The sequence below is a fragment of the Bradyrhizobium sp. ISRA436 genome, from assembly GCF_029910015.1.
Classification (GTDB): Bacteria; Pseudomonadota; Alphaproteobacteria; order Rhizobiales; family Xanthobacteraceae; genus Bradyrhizobium.
Genome location: NZ_CP094519.1, coordinates 2104767 through 2126404, shown reverse-complemented (window position 1 = coordinate 2126404; position 21638 = coordinate 2104767). Strand labels below are relative to the sequence as shown.

Annotated in this window: 17 protein-coding genes; 8 read left to right on the top strand and 9 right to left on the bottom strand. The window is 63.6% G+C overall.

Annotated elements, in window-relative coordinates; all coding sequences use genetic code 11:
• The first annotated feature begins 155 nt into the window (after nucleotides 1–155).
• Nucleotides 156–1415 (top strand): serine hydrolase domain-containing protein, encoded by a 1260-nt coding sequence (locus MTX23_RS10060; RefSeq protein WP_280976471.1) that lies wholly within the window; start codon nucleotides 156–158, stop codon nucleotides 1413–1415.
• Here MTX23_RS10060 and MTX23_RS10055 read toward each other — a convergent pair.
• Nucleotides 1391–1636: a hypothetical protein gene (locus MTX23_RS10055; protein WP_280976470.1), complete on the bottom strand. Its 246-nt coding sequence runs from the start codon at nucleotides 1634–1636 to the stop codon at nucleotides 1391–1393. The two genes, MTX23_RS10060 and MTX23_RS10055, sit on opposite strands and share 25 nt — an antisense overlap.
• Before the next feature lie 182 nt (nucleotides 1637–1818).
• Between MTX23_RS10055 and MTX23_RS10050 the strand changes: the two genes are divergently transcribed.
• A complete protein-coding gene (locus MTX23_RS10050; RefSeq protein ID WP_280976469.1) occupies nucleotides 1819–2826 on the top strand; it encodes a hypothetical protein in 1008 nt (335 codons plus the stop codon).
• Nucleotides 2827–2901: 75 nt separating this feature from the next.
• Here MTX23_RS10050 and MTX23_RS10045 read toward each other — a convergent pair whose 3' ends face one another.
• Complete coding sequence (locus tag MTX23_RS10045) at nucleotides 2902–4134, bottom strand: rhodanese-like domain-containing protein (protein ID WP_280976468.1); 1233 nt, start codon at nucleotides 4132–4134, stop codon at nucleotides 2902–2904.
• A gap of 246 nt (nucleotides 4135–4380) precedes the next feature.
• Between MTX23_RS10045 and glgC the strand changes: the two genes are divergently transcribed.
• Both glgC and glgA read left to right on the top strand, forming a co-directional pair.
• Nucleotides 4381–5643: a glucose-1-phosphate adenylyltransferase gene (gene glgC, locus MTX23_RS10040; RefSeq protein WP_280976466.1), complete on the top strand. Its 1263-nt coding sequence runs from the start codon at nucleotides 4381–4383 to the stop codon at nucleotides 5641–5643.
• Nucleotides 5640–7097: a glycogen synthase GlgA gene (glgA, locus tag MTX23_RS10035; protein WP_280976465.1), complete on the top strand. Its 1458-nt coding sequence runs from the start codon at nucleotides 5640–5642 to the stop codon at nucleotides 7095–7097. Before glgC ends, glgA begins: the two co-directional genes overlap by 4 nt.
• A gap of 226 nt (nucleotides 7098–7323) precedes the next feature.
• Here the strand turns inward: glgA and MTX23_RS10030 are convergent, their stop codons facing one another.
• The 3 genes from MTX23_RS10030 to MTX23_RS10020 form a co-directional block, all read right to left on the bottom strand.
• Complete coding sequence (locus MTX23_RS10030; protein WP_280976464.1) at nucleotides 7324–7641, bottom strand: hypothetical protein; 318 nt, start codon at nucleotides 7639–7641, stop codon at nucleotides 7324–7326.
• Nucleotides 7642–7759: 118 nt separating this feature from the next.
• Complete coding sequence (locus tag MTX23_RS10025; protein WP_280976463.1) at nucleotides 7760–8884, bottom strand: serine hydrolase; 1125 nt, start codon at nucleotides 8882–8884, stop codon at nucleotides 7760–7762.
• A gap of 73 nt (nucleotides 8885–8957) precedes the next feature.
• Nucleotides 8958–9533, bottom strand: coding sequence for a hypothetical protein (locus MTX23_RS10020; protein WP_280976462.1), 576 nt, complete (start codon nucleotides 9531–9533; stop codon nucleotides 8958–8960).
• A 374-nt stretch (nucleotides 9534–9907) separates the two neighbouring features.
• On the opposite strand from MTX23_RS10020, the gene MTX23_RS10015 reads away from it, so the two are divergent.
• Genes MTX23_RS10015 through MTX23_RS10005 form a run of 3 tightly spaced genes read left to right on the top strand, consistent with a single transcriptional unit; the run spans nucleotide 9908 to nucleotide 14427 of the window.
• Nucleotides 9908–12184, top strand: coding sequence for a TonB-dependent siderophore receptor (locus tag MTX23_RS10015; protein WP_280978031.1), 2277 nt, complete (start codon nucleotides 9908–9910; stop codon nucleotides 12182–12184).
• A 1-nt stretch (nucleotide 12185) separates the two neighbouring features.
• A complete protein-coding gene (locus MTX23_RS10010; RefSeq protein ID WP_280976461.1) occupies nucleotides 12186–13211 on the top strand; it encodes an extracellular solute-binding protein in 1026 nt (341 codons plus the stop codon).
• Nucleotides 13204–14427: a PepSY-associated TM helix domain-containing protein gene (locus MTX23_RS10005; protein ID WP_280976460.1), complete on the top strand. Its 1224-nt coding sequence runs from the start codon at nucleotides 13204–13206 to the stop codon at nucleotides 14425–14427. The genes MTX23_RS10010 and MTX23_RS10005 overlap by 8 nt, the downstream gene beginning before the upstream one ends.
• A gap of 3 nt (nucleotides 14428–14430) precedes the next feature.
• Here MTX23_RS10005 and MTX23_RS10000 read toward each other — a convergent pair whose 3' ends face one another.
• Nucleotides 14431–15321, bottom strand: a complete 891-nt coding sequence (locus MTX23_RS10000; RefSeq protein ID WP_280976459.1) for an SDR family oxidoreductase — start codon at nucleotides 15319–15321, stop codon at nucleotides 14431–14433.
• 697 nt (nucleotides 15322–16018) lie between these two features.
• On the opposite strand from MTX23_RS10000, the gene MTX23_RS09995 reads away from it, so the two are divergent.
• A complete protein-coding gene (locus tag MTX23_RS09995; RefSeq protein WP_280976458.1) occupies nucleotides 16019–18517 on the top strand; it encodes an FAD-dependent oxidoreductase in 2499 nt (832 codons plus the stop codon).
• Between the two features lie 150 nt (nucleotides 18518–18667).
• Here MTX23_RS09995 and MTX23_RS09990 read toward each other — a convergent pair whose 3' ends face one another.
• From MTX23_RS09990 to MTX23_RS09980, 3 genes are all read right to left on the bottom strand, one after another.
• Nucleotides 18668–19414, bottom strand: a complete 747-nt coding sequence (locus tag MTX23_RS09990; RefSeq protein WP_280976457.1) for a CoA transferase — start codon at nucleotides 19412–19414, stop codon at nucleotides 18668–18670.
• Nucleotides 19411–20175, bottom strand: a complete 765-nt coding sequence (locus MTX23_RS09985; RefSeq protein ID WP_280976456.1) for a CoA transferase — start codon at nucleotides 20173–20175, stop codon at nucleotides 19411–19413. Before MTX23_RS09985 ends, MTX23_RS09990 begins: the two co-directional genes overlap by 4 nt.
• 132 nt (nucleotides 20176–20307) lie before the next feature.
• The gene (locus MTX23_RS09980; RefSeq protein WP_280976455.1) at nucleotides 20308–21594 is read right to left on the bottom strand and encodes a tetratricopeptide repeat protein; all 1287 of its coding nucleotides are present in this window, start codon (nucleotides 21592–21594) and stop codon (nucleotides 20308–20310) included.
• Nucleotides 21595–21638 lie beyond the last annotated feature (44 nt).

Here is a 21638-nt window from a genome sequence, read left to right as displayed (position 1 = left end):
AGTTCGACGCGCGACGCAAAGCCAAACCGCAGGAAAATACTAGGTCGCGCGTGATGCTCGCGCTAAAGTCCTCGCGCCTGAAGGGATTGCTTTGGGCAATCGGGGCTCACTCTTCAATGTCACGCAGATTTCATCCTGCATGCAATATCCTTTCAATGCCGAAGCGTTTCCTCGGCGTAGTGGCGCTCTCGGCTGTGCTTTTCACGAACGCCACCGCGTGTGCCTCGGAAATCCCAGCACCGTCGCCCGAGGGACTCGAACGCATCACCGGGTTCTTCAACAATGAAGTCGCAACCGGCCGGCTGCCCGGCGCCGTCATCCTGATCCAGCAGCACGGCAAGCCGGTCTATCTCAAGACCTTCGGCTACCGTGACGTCACGACCAAGTCGCCGATGCGGCCGGACACCATGTTCGCGCTGCATTCGATGACCAAGCCGCTCACCTGCACCGCCGCGATGATGCTGGTCGACGAGGGCAAGCTGTCACCGCAGGACTCGCTGTCGAAATACATTCCGGCGTTTGCCGACGTGAAGGTCGGCATCGAACCGGAGGGCGGCAACGATCCGAACAAGCTGGAGCTGGTGCCGCCGATCCGTCCGGTCACCATCGAAGACCTGATGCGTCATACGTCGGGCATCACCTACGAGTATATCGGCGCGGATTGGATCCAGAAGATCTACCGCGACGGGCATCTTTTCGACGGAAAATTCGACAACAAGGAGTTCGTCGCGCGGCTGGCCAGGCTGCCGCTGTCGCGGCAGCCTGGCACGCTGTGGCGCTATGGTCATTCCACCGACGTGCTCGGCCGGGTGATCGAAATCGTCTCGGGCAAGACGCTCTATCAGTTCGAGAAGCAGCGCATCTTCGATCCGATGAAGATGAACGACACCAAATACGTGCTCGATCCGCAGACCGAACGGACGCGCCTGGCCGAGCCGCTGCCGTCGGACACGATCCTGATCGAAGGAGAGCGCGACCGGCGCGCGCACCCGGAGTGGGAATCCGGTGGCGGCGGCCTGGTATCCACCGCGCTCGACTATGCCCGCTTCGCCCAGATGCTGCTCAACGGCGGCGAGCTCGACGGCAAACGCTATCTGAGCCCCGCTGCCTTCAAGGACATGACGACGGACCATGTCGGGCCGGGCTCCGGCGTCGGCCGCGACTACTGGTACTTCCCCGGCGACGGCTTCGGCTATGGCTACGGCATCGCCGTGCGCACCGATCCCGGCATCGCCAAGCCGCCACCGCCGGGCTCGATCGGCGAGTTGAAATGGGACAGCGGCAGCGGAACCTATTTCGGCGTCAATCCAAGACTCGACATGATCTACATCATGCTGGAGCAGACCCAGAACGAGCGCCAGCGCATCACGCCGGCATTCAGGAAGCTGGTCTACGACGCCTTCGGCACCAACTGAACGCAGCGATCGCGCGTCGGCCATTTCCGGTGGACCATCTCCCGCTTGCGTAGCGCTGCCGCCCGAATCAGGCTTGCGGTGCACGCATTGCAGACGAAAGCGCATTCGTCAGAGAACAAGCCGATCCGGGCTTCGATCCCGGTCGCACCGTCATCGGTAAGACCGTCGATAACGCCGCCGCAGCACAGGCACCGGCGCGACGTCGTCAGTCCCAGTTCCATCACGCGATCTCGCGCCCCCCGCTTCTTTCCTGACGCTGTATACTATCGTATATACCGATAACGACAAGGCAGGGGTGAACAATACGGTCGGAAACCTGCGAAGACCAACAAGCCGCCGACCGGCGACGATCGCCTCAAGACCTCCTGCCGGGTCGCACCGGGTCTCATCAGGAAACGCGATCATGATAAAACAAAACGGCGGCGCGGAACGTGCGCACGCACAGGGAGAACTGCTCGAAGTCCGTCACGCGGTCGCGCTCGGCGCGGCGGCCATTTTCCTCAGCCTTGGTACCGTCGGCACCGCACGCGCCGAGACGGCGCCGATCGGCCTTCCCGCCGACAGCTTTCCGGAGAGCGTCACCTCGACCTCCGATGGCACGCTTTACGTCGGCAGCTTCAATCTCGGCGGCGTGACGAAGGTCGCGCCGGGCGGCAAGCCCGAGCAGCTCGTCAAGCCGGGCGCCGGTGGCAGCCGCTCCACGCTGGGCGTGCTCGCGGACGAGAAGAGCGGCACGCTCTATGTCTGCTCCAACGACCTCAGCGGCTCCGGCGTCGCCGGGCCAAGCGACACCAAGGGCGCCTGGCTGAAGACCTTCGATCTCAAGAGCGGTGCGCCCCAGGGCAGCTTTGCGCTGAGCACTCCAAAGTCGTTCTGCAACGATATCGTGGTCGGCAGCGACGGCACCGCCTATGTGACCGATTCCTTCGCCCCGATCATCTACAGCCTGAAACCCGGTGGCACGGCGCTTGCGACCTTTGCCACCGATCCGCAGCTTGCTCCGGCCAAGGACGGCGTCGGTCTCGACGGCATCGCGATCGGCGCCGACGGCGACCTCTATGTCACGACCTTTATCCCGGCCAAGCTGTTCAGGATCTCGGTCAAGGACGGCAAGCCGGGCGCCGTGACCGAGTTGAAACCGTCCCGCCCGCTCGATCACGCGGATGCGCTGCGCGCCTTCGGCAGCAGCTTCCTTCTGATCGAAGGCAACGGCAAGCTCGACAAGGTCACGATCAACGGCGATCAGGCCGAGATCGACACCATCAAGGACGGATTTACCGGGCCGGTATCCGTGACACAGGTCGGCGATACCGGTTGGGTCGCCGAAGGCAAGCTGTCCTATATCATCGGCCCCAACAAGGGAAAGGATCCGGGCCCGTTCGCGCTGAAGCCGGTCACGCTGCCGAAGTGAGCGTCGAATAAGCGGCGGATTGGCCGCTTCTGCACCGCTGCGTGGTGGACGGGAGCGAGCCAGCCGCCCCGCGCGTCAGATCACATAAAACCCGTGCGTCGCGTCGCGACGAAGCTGGTCGACGAGGCCGTACTCCCAGTCGAGATAGGCCTGCATCGCCTGCTCGGTGACGCTGGTGCCTTCATAGGGGCGCCGGTAGCGATGCGCGGGATCGCCCTTCGGCAGGACTTGCGGCGGCCCCGCCTCCAGCGGGCCGTCATAGCCGCCGTCGAGCACGTAAACCTCCCACCCCATCTGAGCGAGCCAGGAGGCCGTCATGTCGGCGCGGATGCTCCTGTCGTCGGTCAGCACGATGCGCGCGCCACGGACGGGAGCGGCCATATCGATCTCCTGGACGAGCTGGCCGCCCGCGTAATGGCGGAAGCCGGCGAGATGGCCCGCTGCATATTCGTCGGCCTCGCGGACGTCGAAGCGATAGAGCGTACGATGCGTTTCCTGCTGAAGCGCCGCGAGCTCGCTCGTGCCGATCCGACGCACGCCGGCGCGGTAAGCAACGTCGCGCGCATTGTCGCTTGCGCCGTCGAACGGCCCGATGCCGCCGCGCCTGTCGGCGCCGTGTTCAAGGTTGTGCCTGGCGAGCGTCCAGCCGATCGTGCCGTTGCGCAGCGCCCGCACCTTGTTGGGCAACCCGGCATTGATCAGTGACTGCGTGCCGATGATTGAGCGGGTGCGGCCGGCGCAATTGACGATGATCGTGGTGTCGGGATCGGGCGCCGCGCGCCCTGCGCGCAACACGAGCTCCGCGCCGGGCACGCTGACCGAGCCCGGAATGTTCATGGTGGCATATTCGTCGAAGCGGCGGACATCGAGGATCGCGATATTGGCCTTCTCCGCGATCAGCGCGGCGACCTCGTCCGCGCTCAGCGACGGCGTGTGACGCCGCGCCTCGACCAATTCGCCAAACGCCTTGGCGTAGGAGTTGACGTCCTGGAAAACTTCGTAGCCGGCCGAACGCCAGGCCTGCAAGCCGCCGGCAAGCTCGCCAACGTTGCTGTAGCCCAGCGCCTGCAATTGATTGGCTGCGGCTGTAACCAGTGCTTCGTCACCATCATAGAGAACGATCGGCACGTGCTTGCGCGGCAGCCGCAGCTCGGCCTCGAGCGCGATCCGGTCGGCCGCCATGTTGGCGGCAAACAGCGGATGGCCGGTGGCGAATTCCGCTTCATGCCTGACATCGAGCAGCGCGATCTCCCGGCGCAGCAGCAACGCGGCGCGGATCTCCTGGGGTGTGACAGAGGAAAGGGTCATGAGCTGGCCTGGGCAGGAACGATAGGCTGGCTTCCTCTAGGCCGAAATGACGCTTCGTCAATAGCCTTAACCAAGTCGCAACCCCGACCTTCACCAGCGGAAAGCCACGGAACGAAAATCCATCATGCCGCTTTGCTCAATAGGGTTGCACTTGCTACGTTCGCACTCGGCCCCGCTGGCGCCCGATCAGGCCTTCCGGACAAGAGAAGGCAGCGGGGCCATGCCCTGAAGCCCGGGAGGATGACCATGAGAACCGTTGGAAATGAGCCTCTGTCACGCTACGCCCTCGCCTTCGTACTGGCCGGCGGACGCGGCAGCAGACTTCAGGAGCTCACCGATAAGCGCGCCAAGCCGGCGGTCTATTTCGGCGGCAAATCCCGCATCATCGATTTCGCCCTGTCCAACGCGGTGAACTCCGGCATTCGCCGCATCGCGGTGGCGACCCAGTACAAGGCGCACAGCCTAATCCGGCATCTGCAGGGCGGCTGGAACTTCTTCCGCCCGGAACGAAACGAGAGTTTCGATATCCTGCCCGCGAGCCAGCGCGTCTCCGAAACGATGTGGTATGTCGGCACGGCGGATGCGGTCTATCAGAACATCGACATCCTCGAAGCGCACGGCACCAAGTACATCCTGGTGCTCGCCGGCGACCACATCTACAAGATGGATTACGAGATCATGCTGAAGCAGCATGTCGAAAGCGGCGCCGACGTCACGGTCGGCTGCCTCGAGATGCCGCGGGCGGAATCCAGCGGCTTCGGCATCATGCATATCGACGAGAGCGGCCTGATCCAGTCCTTCCTCGAGAAGCCGGCCGATCCGCCCCCGATGCCCGGCAAGCCCGACAAGTCGCTGGCCAGCATGGGTATCTATGCCTTCAATTCGGAATTCCTGTTCGACGAATTGCGCCGCGATGCCGCCGACCCGAACTCGGCCCACGATTTCGGCAAGGACATCATTCCCTATATTGTAAAGCACGGCCGGGCGATCGCGCATCAGTTCAACGATTCCTGCGTCCGCTCGGGCGACGATCCCCGCGCCTACTGGCGGGATGCCGGCACCGTCGACGCCTATTGGGGCGCCAATATCGATCTCACCGATGTGGTGCCCGAGCTCGATCTCTACGACCGGTCGTGGCCGATCTGGACCTATGCCGAGATCACCCCGCCAGCCAAGTTCGTCCATGACGAGGAAGGCCGGCGCGGACAGGCGGTGACCTCGCTGGTGTCGGGCGGATGCATCATCTCCGGCGCGGCGCTGCGGCGCTCGCTGCTGTTCACCGGCGTGCACGTCAATTCCTACGCCTATGTCGAGAACGCCGTCATCATGCCCTATGTCAATGTCGGACGCGGCGCGCGCCTAAGGAACGTCGTGATCGACCGCGGGGTCCGGATACCGGAGGGCTTGGTGGTCGGCGAGGATCCCAACCTCGACGGCCAGCGCTTCCGCACGACCTCGCAAGGGATATCACTGATCACGCAGCCGATGATCGACAGGCTCGGGACATGACGCCGATCCGCGTCCTCGCGGTCGCCTCGGAGATCTACCCGATCGTCAAGACCGGTGGGCTTGCCGACGTGGTCGGCGCGCTGCCGGCGGCGCTCAACGAGCATGGCGTCGCAACGCGAACGCTGGTGCCTGGTTATCCCGCCGTCCTCGGGACGCTGTCATCAGCCGAGACGCTGCTGCAATGGCCGGAATTCTACGGCGGGCCGATCCGCGTGCTCGCCGGCACGCATGACGGCCTCGATCTCTACGCGCTCGACGCGCCGCATTTGTTCGCGCGCCCCGGCAATCCCTATGTCGGCCCCGACGGCACGAACTGGCCCGACAACGGCATCCGCTTTGCGGCACTGTCGCGGATGGCGGCCGAGATCGGCCAGGGCGCCATTGCATCCTTTGTGCCCGACATCGTGCATGCGCATGATTGGCAGGCGGGACTCACGCCCGCCTATTTGCATTATGGCAGGCAGCCGCGGCCGGGCACCGTGATAACCGTGCACAACCTTGCCTATCAGGGACAGTTTCCGCCGGACATGCTCGCGACCTTCGGACTGCCTGGTGAATCCTACACGATCCACGGCGTCGAATATTACGGCACGATCAGCCTGTTGAAGGCCGGCCTGCAATTCGCCGACCGCATCACCACGGTCTCGCCGACCTATGCGCAGGAGATCCAGGGCGACGAAGGCGGGATGGGGCTCGGCGGCCTGCTGCGCGAACGATCCAATGTGCTGAGCGGCATCCTCAACGGCATCGATGTTTCGGTCTGGAATCCGGCCACCGACCCGAATATCGCCGCCCGCTATGGTGTGGAGCAGTTGGCTGAGCGCGCCGCGAACAAGCTCGCGCTGCAGCAGCGCTTCGGCCTTCGACCCGATCCGGACGCGCTGCTGCTCGGCGTCATCAGCCGGCTGTCGTGGCAGAAGGGCCTCGACCTGCTGCTCGAGACCGCGCCGACGCTGCTCGGTGAGGGTATCCAGTTCGCGTTGCTCGGCAGCGGCGATCACGATTTGCAGGATCGCTATTCCGCGCTCGCGCGTGCCCATCCCGGACGGATCTCGGTCGTGATCGGCTATGACGAGGCGCTGGCGCATCTGATCCAGGCCGGCGCGGATGCGCTCGCCGTGCCGTCGCGCTTCGAGCCCTGCGGCCTCACCCAATTGTGCGCATTGCGCTATGGCGCGATCCCGATCGTTGCCGATGTCGGCGGTCTTGCCGACACCGTCCTCGACGTCGACGACGTCGCGGTCCGCGGCGGCGCGGCGACCGGGGTCAAGTTCGGCCCGGTCACTCCGGATGCGCTCGCCCATGCCCTGCGCAAGGCGAACCTGCTGTTCAACGACCAGGTGACCTGGCGCCGGCTGCAGCAGGCTGGGATGGCAACGGATGTCTCCTGGCAGAACCGCGCCGGCAGCTACGCGGCGCTCTATCGCGATTTGGTCGCGGCGCGCCGAGGCTAGAGCATGATGAGATTAGATTGAGTTGGCGCGGCAGCGAAAGTTCACCTCTCCCTTGGGAGAGGTCGGCGCATGGCGCCGGGTGAGGGGTTACGGTCTCTAATTGGATACGCAGCCCCTCACCCGATTTGCTCCGCAAATCGACCTCTCCCCGATGGGGAGAGGTGAACCCAAGGCCGCCGTCAAACCGATTCAGTGCAGGCTCATCTCGCTCTGGCTGCCGACGCGATCAGTGCAGCAGATCGCAGGCCGCGATGCGGTTGACGTCGGCGAGGCGCCGGTCGGCATTTGCCGTGAGATCGAGGCTTGCGACGAGATCGAGCAGACGGCCATAGGCGCGGTCGGCGACCGCGACGGGCAACGGCTCTTCGTCGAAGGCCTCGATATAGCTGCCGACGAGACCGCTCAGCAGCCGGCATACGGCCCGTTGCTCGGGGTCGTGGCTGCTCAAGGTCTCGAGTTTTTGCTGGAAGGTTTTGAAGGTCCGCAAGCCGTGGTGCTGTTGCGAAAGCCACGTATGCAAATCGGACGCATTCGGATCGGTCATGTCAGCCTCTTCAGGTAGGAGAAGAAGCTACCGGCTTATACAGCCGATCAGGGAGCCGCGCCATCGCAATTTTCGCAAGGCTCCTCCCCGTTTGCGCCTCCGCCTCATCGCAACATGATCAGAGCCGTGCGAGCGCCGGAAGGATCCGGTAACGGGCGATCTCGTGCGGATATTCGCCGCGATTGGCGAGCAGCGCGATGCCGAGCTTCCGCGCCGGCACCAGGCCGATATAGGCCGAGGCGTTGTTGAGGCCACCGGGCTTGTCGACGACGGTGACGTCGGCAACGCGCACATTCTCCCACGCCATCGCCTGCCCGAATTTTTCATCGACACGAAAGCTCTCGCGTTCGGTCATCTGCAATGCGGCACGCAGCTCGGGATCGATCACCGCACCGTCGAGGCAAGCACGAAGCAGAATGCCGAGATCGCGGGCCGAGGAAAACATCTGGCCTGCCCCCGGGAAGTCGTAGTAACCTTGCTGGTCGCCCGGCGGACCGATCGGCATGCCCTGATCGGAATAGCCCTGAACCATGCGCTGCATGATCTCGGGGGGCACCAGCGCGCGATTGCCCTCGCCGTGCTCCGGAATGAACGTCGATGTCATGGCGAGCGGCTTCAGGATGCGGCTTTCGATCAGCGCGCGGATCGGCATGCCGTAGCGCCGCTCCAGTACGAGCTGCAGCAGGACGTAGCCGGCGTGGGTATAAATCCGCTGCTTGCCGGGCTGCTCTCCGGCCTGCGGGGTCCATGCATTGAGCATTGCAATGAACTGATCCCGGCTGAAGCTCGCATTCGGCCAGGGCGGATGATCGGTCGGCAGCAGCAGTCCCGACGTATGGGTGACGAGCTCGCCGATGGTGACGCGGCTGATGTAATCGCCGTGCAGCTCGGGCAGAAATTTGCTGACGGGATCATCCAGCCGCAATTCGCCACTGCTGGTGCCGAGCGCGACCAGCGTCGCCTCGAAGATCTTGCGCAGCGATGCGAGGTTGAACAGCGTGTCCTGCGTGACCGGTCGCTTGGCATCGGCGAAGCCGTAGTTGAAGAACGCGAGCTGGCCGCCGGCATAGACGACTGCGGAAAGACCGCCGGGATCAGCCGCGGTCGCAGTCGGCGCGAGCTCGCGCGTCACGACGTCCCGGACCTCTGCAGACATGTCGGCGTCAGCCACAGCGCGCGGCACCAGGATGAAAGGCACCGCAAGCAGCAGCACCGCGATCCGGGCCGAGAACCACAGTCTCATGGAAGCGATCGTCCAGATGCAGAGGCTCCGTACAGGCTCGACGAAACAGTCGACATGCGGCGACCGATCGATCTTACCCGACGACCTCGGCGCCCGAAGTCACGATTGCGCGCGCCGCCATTGCCGATAGTGCCGACCGCCAGGCCCGGAAGGCATGAAAGCGCTCCGGCGCCTGATCGCACCGATGACGCCGCGATCGCTTGCCGATTCCGGCCCGCGCGCTTTCCGCAAAGTTCCACGTCGTGTTGAATCCCGGCAACACCACTGAACAAAATGCGCGATCTCGCAGATTGTAGGTTGTTGAACCACGACTGTGCCGCATCACGGTCCAATCCTGCCCGCGGGCGGGATGCAAACACGGCAATTGGGGAAGAGCCTTCATGCAGCATGGACCGTCGGGCGCACGGAGCGCAGAGTCATCTGGATTTGTTTTCCATTTCCAGCTCGCCAGCAATGGCGCGAGACGCGCGTGTAGCCTCACGATCCAGGCCGAAAGCGCGAACGAGGCGACGCGGATCTTCCGCGAGAACTGGAGCACTATCGAATCGATGGCGCGCGACGGTGTGAGCGCGGGGACGGTCAGTTCGACGCCCGTCTGCCTGGAGATGTCCTGACGCGCAGCGCGTGAGGATTTGCCGGGGCGCAACACGCGCGGTTCGAGAATTCACGGGACCCCGGACCGCCGGAGATGGCGTTCGGCGGCCCATGCCCCAGGAGCATCTTGTAACCCGCGACGGTTTGACGCAGGCTCACGCAACGTCGCTCCTCGTTCCGTCGACACGCCGATCAATGCAATTGATGCAGGCCCGCGCACGCAAGCTGACTTCAGGTGCATGAGCAACGCGCGCGACGTCTCACCTTAGAGAGATTCAAGTCCAGTCCAGTTCTTTTCATGCGCGGCGGCTGCTAGAGGCGCGTGCGCGAATGTGTTCTTGCTGACTGAAAGTATCGGAAGTGACTCTCAACGCTGATGGCCGGCTTGTCGGACACCATCGAAATCCCGCCGACAAAGGCCGCACCCATCTGCTCATCGGCGCAGTCATCCTGCTCGCCGACGTCTCGTCCTCGGTGATATCAGCGAACGCGCAATCGAGCGTTGCGCTGCCACCCGTCACGGTGGAATCGCCGACGCAAAAGCGCAAGCCCACTATAGCGGCGGCAAGATCGGCGCAGCGGCCACAAGCCGCGGCCGCCGCGCGCCAGCGCAACCGGAATGCCCAGCCGGCGCAACCGACGCCGTCCGAGCGTGCCACCGTCGCGGCGGCCGTGCTGAACGAAGCCAAGCTCGGCTATCGCGCGATGCCAAGCGCGACGACGCTGCGCAGCGGCGCCTCGCCGCTCGACACCTCGCAGGCGGTCAACGTCGTGCCCGAGCAGGTGCTGAAGGATCAGCTGCCCCGGAACATCGACGACGCGCTGATCAATGTCAGCGGCGTCACCCAGACCAACACGCTGGCCGGCACCCAGGACGCCGTCATCCGCCGCGGCTTCGGCGACAACCGCGACGGCTCGATCATGCGCAACGGCATGCCGCTGGTGCAGGGACGCAGCTTCAATCCCGCGGTCGAAAGCGTCGAGGTGCTCAAGGGCCCGGCGTCGCTGCTCTACGGCATCATGGACCCCGGCGGCATCGTCAACACGATCAGCAAGCGCCCCGAGCTCTATCAGCACGGCTCGGTCACCCTGCTGGGCTCGACCTACGGCAACTCCAAGAGCGGCGCCGACGGAACCGTCGACATCACCGGCCCGATCGGCGATGGCGGCCTCGCCTATCGCTTCATCGGCTACGGTGTGAGCGAGGACTACTGGCGCAACTTCGGGCGCCACCGCGAGATGCTGGTCGCACCGTCGCTCGCATGGTACGGCGAGAACACGACGGTTCAGCTCAATTACGAGCACCGCGAGTTCATCACTCCGTTCGACCGCGGCACCGCCTTTGATCCGGTGACCAAGGCGCCGCTTGCGATCCCGGCGACGCGCCGGCTCGATGAACCCTTCAACAACATGTGGGGAACCTCCGACCTGATGCAGGCCTCGGTCGAGCACCGCCTGAACCAGGATTGGAAGCTGTTTGCCGGCTACAGCTACAACACCGAGACCTTCAGCGCCAACCAGCTCCGCATCACCGGCATCAATGCCAAGACCGGCGTCGAGACGCGCAGCAATGACGGCACGCAGGGCTCGCTCAGCAATGTCAGCTACGGCACATCCTATCTGCAGGGCAACGTCTGGATCGGCAACATGCGCAACGAAGTGCTGTTCGGCGGCGACGGCCAGTATCGCACGATCTATCGGGACAATCTGATCCGGCAGGCGACGCCGAGCTTCAACTTCTACAATCCGGTCTATGGGCTGATCACGCCGGGCACGACGGTATCCGCCCGCGACAGCGCCCAGACCGACAAGCTCGGCCAGTGGTCGCTGTTCTTCCAGGACACGCTGCATCTGACCGAGCGGTTCGCGCTGGTCGGCGGCGTGCGCTATATGGATTACGACCAGATCGCCGGCAGAGGGCGGCCCTTCGTCGCCAACACCAACGTATCTGCCGACAAGGTGCTGCCGCTCGGCGGCGTCATTCTCAAGCTCACCGACCAGGTCTCGCTCTATGCGAGCTACACGCAGTCGCTGAAGCCGAATTCGACGATCGCTCCGTTGAGCAACAGCGGCGGCGTCGTGCTCGGCTCGAACATCGCGCCCGAGGAAGGCGTGCAGTACGAGACCGGCATCAAGTTCGACTTCAACAAGCGGCTCTCCGGAACGGTCGCGTTCTACGACATCGACAAGAGCAACGTGCTGGTCAGCCAGCTCGACACCACCACCGGCCTCAACGTGTACACGACCGCAGGCAAGGCGCGCTCGCGCGGCGTCGAGGTCGACGTCACGGGACGCCTCACCGACAACTGGAGCATGATCGGCAGCTACGGCTACACCGACGCGCGGGTGACCGACGATCCGACCTACGCCGGCAAGCAATTGCAGAACGTCGCGATGAACACGGCCTCGCTCTATCTCGTCTACGACTTTGGCACGGCCCTGCCCGGCCGGCTTCGTCTCGGCGGCGGCGCGCGCTATGTCGGCGACCGGGCCGGCGATGCCGCGAATAGCTTCGTGCTGCCGTCCTACACGGTTGCGGACGTGTTTGCGACTTACGAGACGACCTACCAGACCTTGCCGGTCATCTACCAATTCAACGTCAAGAATCTGTTCGATACCGTCTACTATCCCTCCGCCGTCAGCAACCTGGCGGTAGCGATGGGCGACGCGCGGCGCTTCTCGCTATCGGCAATGGTGAAGTTCTGACATGCGCGCAGCGCGGACAGCGATCGGACTGCTCGCCGCGCTGGCGGCGGTTGTCGTCGGCAGCATCGCGGTCCGCGCCGACGAGATCACTCTTTACGCGACCCGCGAGGCCCATCTGCTCGAACCGGTGACGGCTGCCTTCACGAAGGCAAGCGGCATCGGCGTCAAGACCGTCTTCGTCGAGGACAGCCTGGTCAAGCGTCTGACGGCCGAAGGCGACGCATCGCCTGCCGATGTCCTGCTGACCATCGGGCTCGACAAGACTACCCAGCTCTCCAATCGCGGGCTGACGCAGGCCTTCGTATCCTCGGAGGTCGATCAGGCCGTTCCGTCGCACTTCCGCGGCGGCGGCTTTCAGTGGATCGCGCTTGTTCTTCGTCCGCGCGTGGTGATGGCGCGCCAGAACAACCCGCTTGCCGCGATCGATTATGAGGATCTCGCCGATCCCAGATGGCGCGGCAAGCTCTGCATGCGCTCCGCGCTGCACCAGAACAACGTCGCGCTGGTCGCGGCCTACCTCGCGCATCACGGCGTCGAGGCGACGGAAGCCTGGCTTAACGCCCTGAACGCCAATCTCGCGCACAAGCCTGCCGGCAAGGACAACGACATGATCCGCGAGATCGCGCAAGGAAACTGCGAGATCGGCATCGGAAACACCGTCGCCCTCGCGCAGCTTCGCGACGGCCGTGAAGGCGCCGAGTGGCGCATCCAGGCCGGGACCGTGAAAGCAGTGCCGACCGTGTTCAAGGGCGGCGGCACCCACGTCAACCTGACGGGCGTTGCCATCGCAAAGCACGCGCCCCATCCGGCGGCCGCCAAACGATTCATCGAGTTTCTCCTGACGCCGGCGGCCCAGCAGACATTTGCCGCCGCCGAGCTGGAATATCCGCTGCTGGCAGCGGCGCAGCCGCACCCGATCCTCGACGAGCTCGGGTCGTTCCCGGCCGATACCCTGCCGATCGACCAGATCGCCGCGCATCAGCAGGCCGCGATCGCGCTGATCAGAAAGGTCGGCTTCGATGAGTGACCCGCGACATCAGATCAAGGCTGCATTGTTGCAGGTCCATTCCATCGCGGGCCTCGCGCTCGCGCTGCTGTGGGCCCTGGTCGGGCTCACCGGCGCAACGATGAGTTTCGAGGATGAGATCGAGGCAAGCCTGAACAGAGACATCATGCATGTCGACACCAGCGCGACGCGACGGCTGACGCCGGATGAGTTGATCGCGCGGCTGCAGGCCGCCGGCGAGACCGGCAAGGTCTCGGCCGTGATGATGACGAGCGATCCGTCCGCCGCCGTGCGCATCCGCTTTGCCCGCAGCGAAGGCGGCTGGCGGCCGTCCTCGGTCTATATCGATCCCTATAATGGGCATGTGCTCGGCTCGCCGCGCGGCGAGCCGTTCTTCGCCACCGTCCGCAAGCTGCATCGTTGGCTGCTGCTGCCCGGCGACGGCAACGGCTATGGCCGCAAGATCACCGGCACGGCCGCGATCTGCCTGATCGTGATGCTGATCTCCGGGCTCGTGCTGCGCTGGCCGCATCGCGCCGGCAGCGTGAAGATATGGCTGAAGCCAAATCTGGCGCTGCGCGGCCGCGGGCTGCACCGCTCGCTGCACGCCGTGACCGGCACCTGGGTGCTGCCGATCTATCTGGTGATGACGCTCACCGGCCTCTGGTATTCGTTCGAATGGTACAAGGTCGGCGCCAACTGGCTGCTCGCACGCCCTTCGACGTCAGCCGCAGGCCAGCCCAAATCGCCGCGCGGCATGGTCCCGGCGGACCCCAAGGGCGAGGCCAAAGGTGACGCCAGGGGTGACGCCAGGACCGGCATCACGCCGCCGACCTTCGATCGCGTCTGGTCCACCTTCCTGCACGAACAGGGCAGCCGCTATGCAAGGGCCCTGCTGACGCTGCCCGCCGGCGCCGGTACGGTGGTGCGCGTCAGGTCGTGGGCGCGCGACTCGACGCTCGAAAGCGTCCGTGACGAACTTCGCATCGATGCCGTCACCGGCCGCCTGGTGTCGTCGGACCTCTACGCGAACAAGACGTTCGGCGAGCGCATCCTCGCCGGTGTGCTCGACATCCACCGCGGCGCCATCCTGGGATGGCCCGGCAAGCTCGCCTTCATGCTGGCCGCGGCGCTGATGCCGCTCTTCACGGTGACGGGCCTCCTGCTCTATTTGTCGCGCCGCAGGCATCGCCGCCTCGCGCGGCCGCCGATCGGAAGCCTCGTTCCGGGCGAATGAGATTCACTTGCCCGGTGGCGGCTTCGGCCCATCGCCGGCGGCGCGCAGGGCGGTCAGGCCCTCGCGAAAGGTCGGATACCGCAGCGCGACGCCCAGCTCGTCGCGCAGAAGCGTGTTGCGGACCCGCTTGCATTCGCTGAAGAAGGTTCGCGACATCGGCGCCAACTCCGCGCGCTCGTACGGGATGTCCGGTGGCGGCGGCAGGCCGCAGAGCTCGGCGGCAAATGCCACCACATCCTGCGGCGGAGCCGGCTCGTTGTCGGCACCGTTATAGATGGCGCCGGCCCGCGGCCGGCCGAGCGACGCCTCGACCATCTGCGCGATGTCTTCGACATGGATCCGGTTGAACACGTGCCCGGGCTTGACGATCCGTCGCGCCTTGCCTTCGGCGAGTTGAACGAGTTGGTTGCGACCGGGGCCATAAATCCCCGCCAGGCGGAAGATGTGGACGGGAATGCGGTGCGCGTCGCCGAAGTCCAGCCACTGCCGTTCCACGTTGAGCCGGCGGCGCGAGGCCTCGCTCATCGGCGTCGGCACCGTCGCTTCATCGACCCATCCGCCACCGTGATCGCCATAGACCCCGACCGTCGACAGATAGCCGATCCAGCGCAGGTGCGAGGCCGCCGCCAGATCGCCGCGATAGACCTGAAGCACAGGATCCTGCTGCGCGCCTGGAGGCACCGAGACCAGCACCGCGTCGCTGTCCGCGAGCTCGCGAGCAATCGCCGCATCACGCTGGGCGGCTACGAACAACCGCATCGCATAGCCCGCGCCGGACAGCAAATCGGCCTTCGCCTGCGAGCGGACCGTTCCCGCGATTTCCACGCCACCGGCCGCGAGCCTCCGCGTGACGTATGTTGCCGAATATCCCAGCCCGAAAATGAAAAGCTTCATCCGCGATCCGCTTCACCCGTCCAGAGCCTCATCTGTCGACGAGGGCTCGCGCCAACGTCCGGAGCCCCCGCACACGAATATCGCGGTGAGCAGCCGGCGTCCCTCTATGGCATGGTTCATCGCCTCTCCCCAAGCCATGAACTGCGGCAAGCCTTTCGCTGGCGTCACCGCCTGATCGATCCTGCCCCCCTGTTTTCACATCGGCGGCTGTCCGTACACGCGCAGCGATTTGGTTGCACCCCGCACCAATGATGGCTCCACGATGAAGCCACCGTCCGATAGCGGCTCATCAATGGCGTACGCCCGGCCATTTAGCGGCGCCAAGAAGGCCACACCGGCCACACCGCTCACTTTGCGTCCGCGAAGCTGCAACCGTAAGGCTGATGTAAGTCTCGACGAGTAACATGATCGCAAGTTCTGGCGGCTCGCAAAAGGCGCAAATGGCAAATTCGAAAGCATATTCAGCCTTGCGGGGCCGTGCGTTTTGAACCGAAGGCAGTGGCTAGTCGGCGCGGCTGCTCTCCTTGTGAGCGAGCGAGGTCAAGCCTTCGGCATCGAGCAGCTCGAGCCGAGTGAAGACGACCTCGATTCCTCCGGGAAAGCGAGGAGTGGCAGCGGTGATATCGTTCTCCCGAACTTCGCGTTCGAGCCCGAGACCGAGGCGCTTGCTGCAGCATGGGCTGCGGCCGGCACGACGATGACGCGCCGTCGCAAATGCACCTTCAACCGGGGCATCAGGCGGCTCAAGAGCTTTCCCGTCAGCGATCCGGTCTGGCCGTGTCTCGTCCACCTTGGCAAGGCCGGACCGACGCTTGCCACGTCAAGGATCAACATCAAGAGCCCCGGCATGTATGACCTTACGCAGGTCGGCAACGTCACGCTTGTTGCCAACACCACTGTTGCGGCCTCCGGAGGCGGCTACTTCCGCATGACGGGTCTGAAATGCTCCAGCCTCCCTCAGACGAGTCACGCGGCTGGCGTCTTCTCTTGCTCGCCAGGGGCTGTTGCCGGCACGTCTTCTGAAATCGGCGCCAACGATTCCACGAACGGCATCACCGTTGGTATCTGGAATAGCGCTGCAAACACGATGGCTGCGCGCTGCGGCGGCGCACTCGTTACCGCCATCGGACACACCGCGGATTGGGACGGCCAGTATTTCAACGCTGTCTCGCGAGGCAACTCTGACAACTTCCAGGCCTATCGCAACGGTCGCCTGGTCGCCGATGTCGCGTCCGTATCGGCGGCTTTGCCCGCGCAAGAGATGTACCTGTTGGCAGCCAACAACGACGGGACCCCGTCCGGCAGTGCCAGAGCGCTGTCCAGTTGGTTCGTTGCCGGCCGCAACCTCACCGCGGCGCAGATGCGAGAGCTCAGCGCGGTCCTTGCAATGTGGCATCAGGTCATGTCCACCGCTGAATTGGACACCTACGAAGCGGGTTACCAACCGCAGAACGTCACCACTTACGATGCGATCGTCTATGGTGCGACGGCGGCCGGCGTTCTCGCCGCGCGATCGCTTGCTCGGGAGGGACATTCCGTTTGTATCGTGGGCGGCTGGCGTGACTACAACGTGGGTGGGGTACCCGGCGTCGGTGGACTAGGGTGGACCGACAGCACGGCTCCGACCGCGATCACGGGGCTGCCGCGATATCTCATCAATCGCACCCAAACACTCGCCGGCGATTTGGGTTGGGCCGGCGGCACCGCTCCGACGGACTTCTCGGGGGTGGCGCGATATCTCGGCAAGCGCATCAAGACGCTCCTCAAAGGCACGTCGAACATCTCTTTCGAGCCTCGCCATTTCGAGCAGGCCAACCGGGAGCTGCTTGACCCGTCGTTCACGGGCGGTGCCGATATCCCGGTCTATTGGTCAACCGGTGCGGTCAGCGCAACCGTTGTGGATGGACAAATCACCGGCTTCACGACACGGGACGGCCGGACATTCAGCGGAAGTGTCTTCATCGATTGCTCATACGAGATGGACTTGGCCTATGTCAGCGGTTGCACCATGACGGTCGGTCGCGAGAAGGCCGGCGCCGGCGCGGAGGCGGCGAATGGCTTCCGGGGAGTTCAAACCACCTGCGGCTCGCGGCCGAACCAGGCAACCAATCATTCGGGCGCGGCAGTCGACATCGATCCGTGGAACACGCCCGGAGACACGAATTCCGGATTGATTGCTGGCGTGCAGGGCGTCTTCACCAACGGTACCCCCGCGAACGGTTCGGCGGACGGCAAGGTTCAATCAATGGCTTATCGCCTGACATTGACCACGACGCCCGCCTATATGATCCCGTTCCCGTCGACTCCACCTGCCGGCTACTCGAAGTCGAAATATGAGATCCTGCTGCGCTTGTTCGCCGCGGACCCCACGCTGGTCCTGACCGACATCTTCAATATCCAGCCGCTGGCGGCTGACGTTTTCGATTTCAATACGAAGAACATCATGTCGAGCGACTTCGTGGACCCGACCTCGACCGAATACGCGACGGCCAGCTATGCCCGCCGCGAGGAGATTATCCAGCTCCAAAAGAGCTACATCTTCGGGCTCTGGTATCTCCTGCAACACGAGGAGGACAGCCGCGTCCCCGCCGCGATCCGCGCTTCGGCGCTGACCTACGGTCTCTCGGCAAAGCACTATGTTTCTCCGAATTGGGGCGATCAGCCCAACTTCAACAGCCAGATTTATGTCCGCTCCGGTCGCCGTATCGTCGGCGACTACGTGCTTACGGCCGAAGACCTCAACGCGCCAGACGGTACCACGCCGCGCTCGACCAAGACGATTGCGGTTGCGGCCTACGACATGGACAGTCACGCCATCGAATATCGGGCGTATTTCGACGGCACGAACTGGAAGGTCATCATCGAGGGCAATCTCTACATCACCCCGACCAGCGGCGCGGACAAGAAAGCTCCGATCCCTTACGAATATATGCTTCCCCGAAAGGGTGACCCCTCGAATCTTCTCTGCCTGTTCGGCGGTTCGGCAACCAACGTCGCGATCAGCGAAATCCGTATGGAGCCGCCGTTCTGGCAGATGGGCCAGTCAGCCGGAGTTGCAGCCGCGCTCGCTATCGAGAACGGCGACAACAACGTCAAGAACCTTGCGGCCAACTACCCCAGGCTGCGCGCCCGGCTTCTCGAAGTTAAACCGCTGCTTGCCGGAGAGACGACGCTTTCGCTGCCAATGGTGAACTAGGACGCGGATTCACAAACTCGGGTCCGCCGACAAAGCGGCAGCAGCAGTGATCCCGGGAGAGACCGATCTCGCCACAGCATTTTCGGGCGGATCGAATCCTCCGCGATCTTCGCCAAGCGCTGGCCGACTAGCGTGAGATGAACACTAGCATCAGGAGTGCACAGCACGCATCTGCGCTGCGAACTCGCCATACGTCTCGGCAAGCTCGTCGAGCACCTTACCGCGGAGCAGCTGTAGCGTTGATGCGTCGGGCAATGCCGTTCGACCTGGCTGGTCAGCATGCTCGAATTTGAAACCGGTCGACGCCTTGATTTCATCGAGATCGTGCCCCGGATGAACGCTGTCGAGGACGAATCCAGGACGGGACTTGTCGAAGCGAAAGAGGCCCTTGCCCGTTAGCAGCGCGATAGGTCCTCCAGTTCGGAATACGCCTTCTCCGCTCACTCCGGGAGCGCTCACAAAATCAACCTTGTCGACCAGAACGCGCGGGGAATGTTCCTCACGGAAAAGTATGACTCGCGGCACGACAAAATACAGATAGGCTGACCCAAAAGATCCGGGCCAGCGCACGTTCGACTGCGGATAACCTCCCGCTCCTACAAGATTGACATTGCCGAGCCCGTCAATCTGTCCTCCGCCGAGAAAGAATGCGTCGATACGTCCCTGAGCAGCGCAATCGAAGAGCTCCGCCGAGCCGTTGGTAAAGAAGTTGTGCTCAACCGATCCGAGAATCGAGATGCGCGGGCCAGGTTCTCCCTTGGCAGCTTTCAACGCGCGCAGAAGCATAGCCCCTGCGGCAGGAATGGGTGACGAAGCGCCCACGGCCACATGTTTGACGCCGTCCAATAGCTGCGCGATCGCATGGATCAATATCTCGCGCGGAAGGACACCAGTCACGATACCGCCTCCGATCTGACGTCGGTCATGTATCTAGAAAATCCCTCGACCGTCGGCGCCGCCTGAGCATAGCGAGCGATCTCTGCCGTATCCGGGGGATATTCGCCCCAAAGGCCGTAGGGCCACGCGCCTCGCGGAGCTCGCCCGACGGCCGTGATGTAAAGGGCAGGAAGCACCCCTGCGGCCGTCAGCTCGTCCGCCAGCAGGTTCTTCTCCACGATGCGCTCTACGGTGACGATCGTGATACTTGAGGCATAGGCCATGGCCGCGAGTTCGCGTCGCCGCCCGATCCAGACGTTCCCGAAACGGTCAGCCATGGGGGCGTGGAAGATAGCCACATCCGGCTTGATGGCAGGAATCAGGACGATGGGATCGCCCCCGTCGGCGAGAGGATTGTCGATTGCGCGCCAGTCTGCCCGGTGCCGAAGCAGGTCTGTTCCGATCAGCCCCCGCATCGGCATGAACGGAATGCCTTTCTGAGCCGCCATCAAGCCGGCATGAATGGCGGGACAAGTCGCATCCATCAATCGAATTGAGCCGTCCTTGACGGCGGCATTGAACCGAGGCGCGCCGCCCGCCTCGCCCAATGAAACCGCGCTCGTCTCGACTGTTCTGACCAAGCCGGCTCCAATAAGCTGATCGACCTGTAGGCCTCCAGTCGGCACGCAGACCAGGTGCAAATCATTCGCACCGTGCCTGATCATTTCGCGCGTCATGGCCATCGATACGCCAGCGTAATCTACCGGAAGCGCGACGGTCATCCCACGCTCGATGTACTTCGCCATTGCATTAGGTGAACGCATCGAGAATACCTCCACTTGCTCAGCGCGACAGAGCGGAGTTTCCTTGAACCGGCTCCAACGCACGAATGATCTGCGCGGCATCGCCGCATGCTATGCACGCGATGCCATCGATTTTCGCAGCCTGGCCTGCTTGTATTCGCTCTCGTGGCTGCCTGGCTTCAAGAATCTGCGCTCCTGAAGTAGCTTCTGAGCGAGCGGAATCTTGTTCGCGCGGAGCGCGGCCTCAAGAAGATACTGATCGAAAATGTCGCGCTGTGCGTGGCTTGCGCCGACCGCGCCGGTGACGTGACGCAACGGCATAATTTCATTGACCACATCATCATATCGGCCTCGCTCGAAGGCGATGATGCTCTCGCAAAGCGGGATGCCAAGCTTTTGAATGACGCCACTTACGTATTTCGTCTCGTCGTTAGAGTAGGTCTTCATTGATTCGATCAACCGTCTGGCTGCGTCGAAGCGGCCTTCGCGCGCCAGCGACATAACGAAATGGATGTCAGTGAAGACTAACGCGTGATCATCGATGTGATTCTCGGCGTAATCGGCCAGCTTCTCCCAGCGAGCGCCGACATCAACGCCGCAGAATTCCAGGCGGGCCAACAGCGACGCCGCATTTTGGATGTCGAGATAGAAATCCGATTTTTCGCCCATGACGGCCGAGTCATACAGCTCAAGGGCGCCGTCGAGCCTTCCCGCATCAATGTGGAAGAGTGCGTTGTGCCACCAAAGGTGCCGCCGGAACGGATTCCGATCGTTCCATTTGTCGAGTGGATGGTTAAGCCAATCCAACCCATCCCTGTGCCGCCCCTGCATCTCGAGTACGTGCGCAACGGCATGCAACGCCCACAGGTCATCCGGACTGACCTCAGCCGCCTGCCGCCCGTAACGTTCGGCGTTCCCGTAGTCGCCGTTTTCTTCGCACCCAAAGGCGAGCATGCCGAGAAGATTCCCATACCCCGGCATGTCCTTTCGCCAGTCCGCCAGTACGGATGCGGGGATCGATCTCAGAGCGCGGGTTTGCCCCATCCAGAAGCTGTTGAAGTGGTGGAGACGCAAGGCCAGAAGATCGTGCGGATAGTCGGTGAGAATGCGCTCCCAGCATGCGTTCGCCGCCATCAGATCGCTTTCGATCCAGAGGCGCAAGGCTTCGAGATGCCTCCTTTCGCGATCTGTGGCTCCTTCGGAGGTCCGCTCGGACTGTCCGAGGGCTGCCCTAGCTTTGTCGAGTACCGCGAGCGTTCCGAACATCATGAAGAAGTAGCCACGCAAGCAGTGCGCGAGGCAAAACTGCGGGTCCAAGTCCGCCGCCTGCTTCGCCAAGGGCATTGCTGTCGTCCGATACTCAAGGAAGCTCCTGATCGCCTCGTTATAGGCGGTCACTGCGCCCTCATGCTTGGAGCTCAGCTCCAATCCTCGATCATCAA

Bases quoted from the DNA above. Each gene is read 5' to 3' on its own strand.
- MTX23_RS10060 (WP_280976471.1), top strand. From the start codon at position 156: ATGCCGAAGCGTTTCCTCGGCGTAGTGGCGCTCTCGGCTGTGCTTTTC.
- MTX23_RS10055 (WP_280976470.1), bottom strand. From the start codon at position 1,636: ATGGAACTGGGACTGACGACGTCGCGCCGGTGCCTGTGCTGCGGCGGC.
- MTX23_RS10050 (WP_280976469.1), top strand. From the start codon at position 1,819: ATGATAAAACAAAACGGCGGCGCGGAACGTGCGCACGCACAGGGAGAA.
- MTX23_RS10045 (WP_280976468.1), bottom strand. From the start codon at position 4,134: ATGACCCTTTCCTCTGTCACACCCCAGGAGATCCGCGCCGCGTTGCTG.
- glgC (WP_280976466.1), top strand. From the start codon at position 4,381: ATGAGAACCGTTGGAAATGAGCCTCTGTCACGCTACGCCCTCGCCTTC.
- glgA (WP_280976465.1), top strand. From the start codon at position 5,640: ATGACGCCGATCCGCGTCCTCGCGGTCGCCTCGGAGATCTACCCGATC.
- MTX23_RS10030 (WP_280976464.1), bottom strand. From the start codon at position 7,641: ATGACCGATCCGAATGCGTCCGATTTGCATACGTGGCTTTCGCAACAG.
- MTX23_RS10025 (WP_280976463.1), bottom strand. From the start codon at position 8,884: ATGAGACTGTGGTTCTCGGCCCGGATCGCGGTGCTGCTGCTTGCGGTG.
- MTX23_RS10010 (WP_280976461.1), top strand. From the start codon at position 12,186: ATGCGCGCAGCGCGGACAGCGATCGGACTGCTCGCCGCGCTGGCGGCG.
- MTX23_RS10005 (WP_280976460.1), top strand. From the start codon at position 13,204: ATGAGTGACCCGCGACATCAGATCAAGGCTGCATTGTTGCAGGTCCAT.
- MTX23_RS10000 (WP_280976459.1), bottom strand. From the start codon at position 15,321: ATGAAGCTTTTCATTTTCGGGCTGGGATATTCGGCAACATACGTCACG.
- MTX23_RS09995 (WP_280976458.1), top strand. From the start codon at position 16,019: ATGACGCGCCGTCGCAAATGCACCTTCAACCGGGGCATCAGGCGGCTC.
- MTX23_RS09985 (WP_280976456.1), bottom strand. From the start codon at position 20,175: ATGACCGTCGCGCTTCCGGTAGATTACGCTGGCGTATCGATGGCCATG.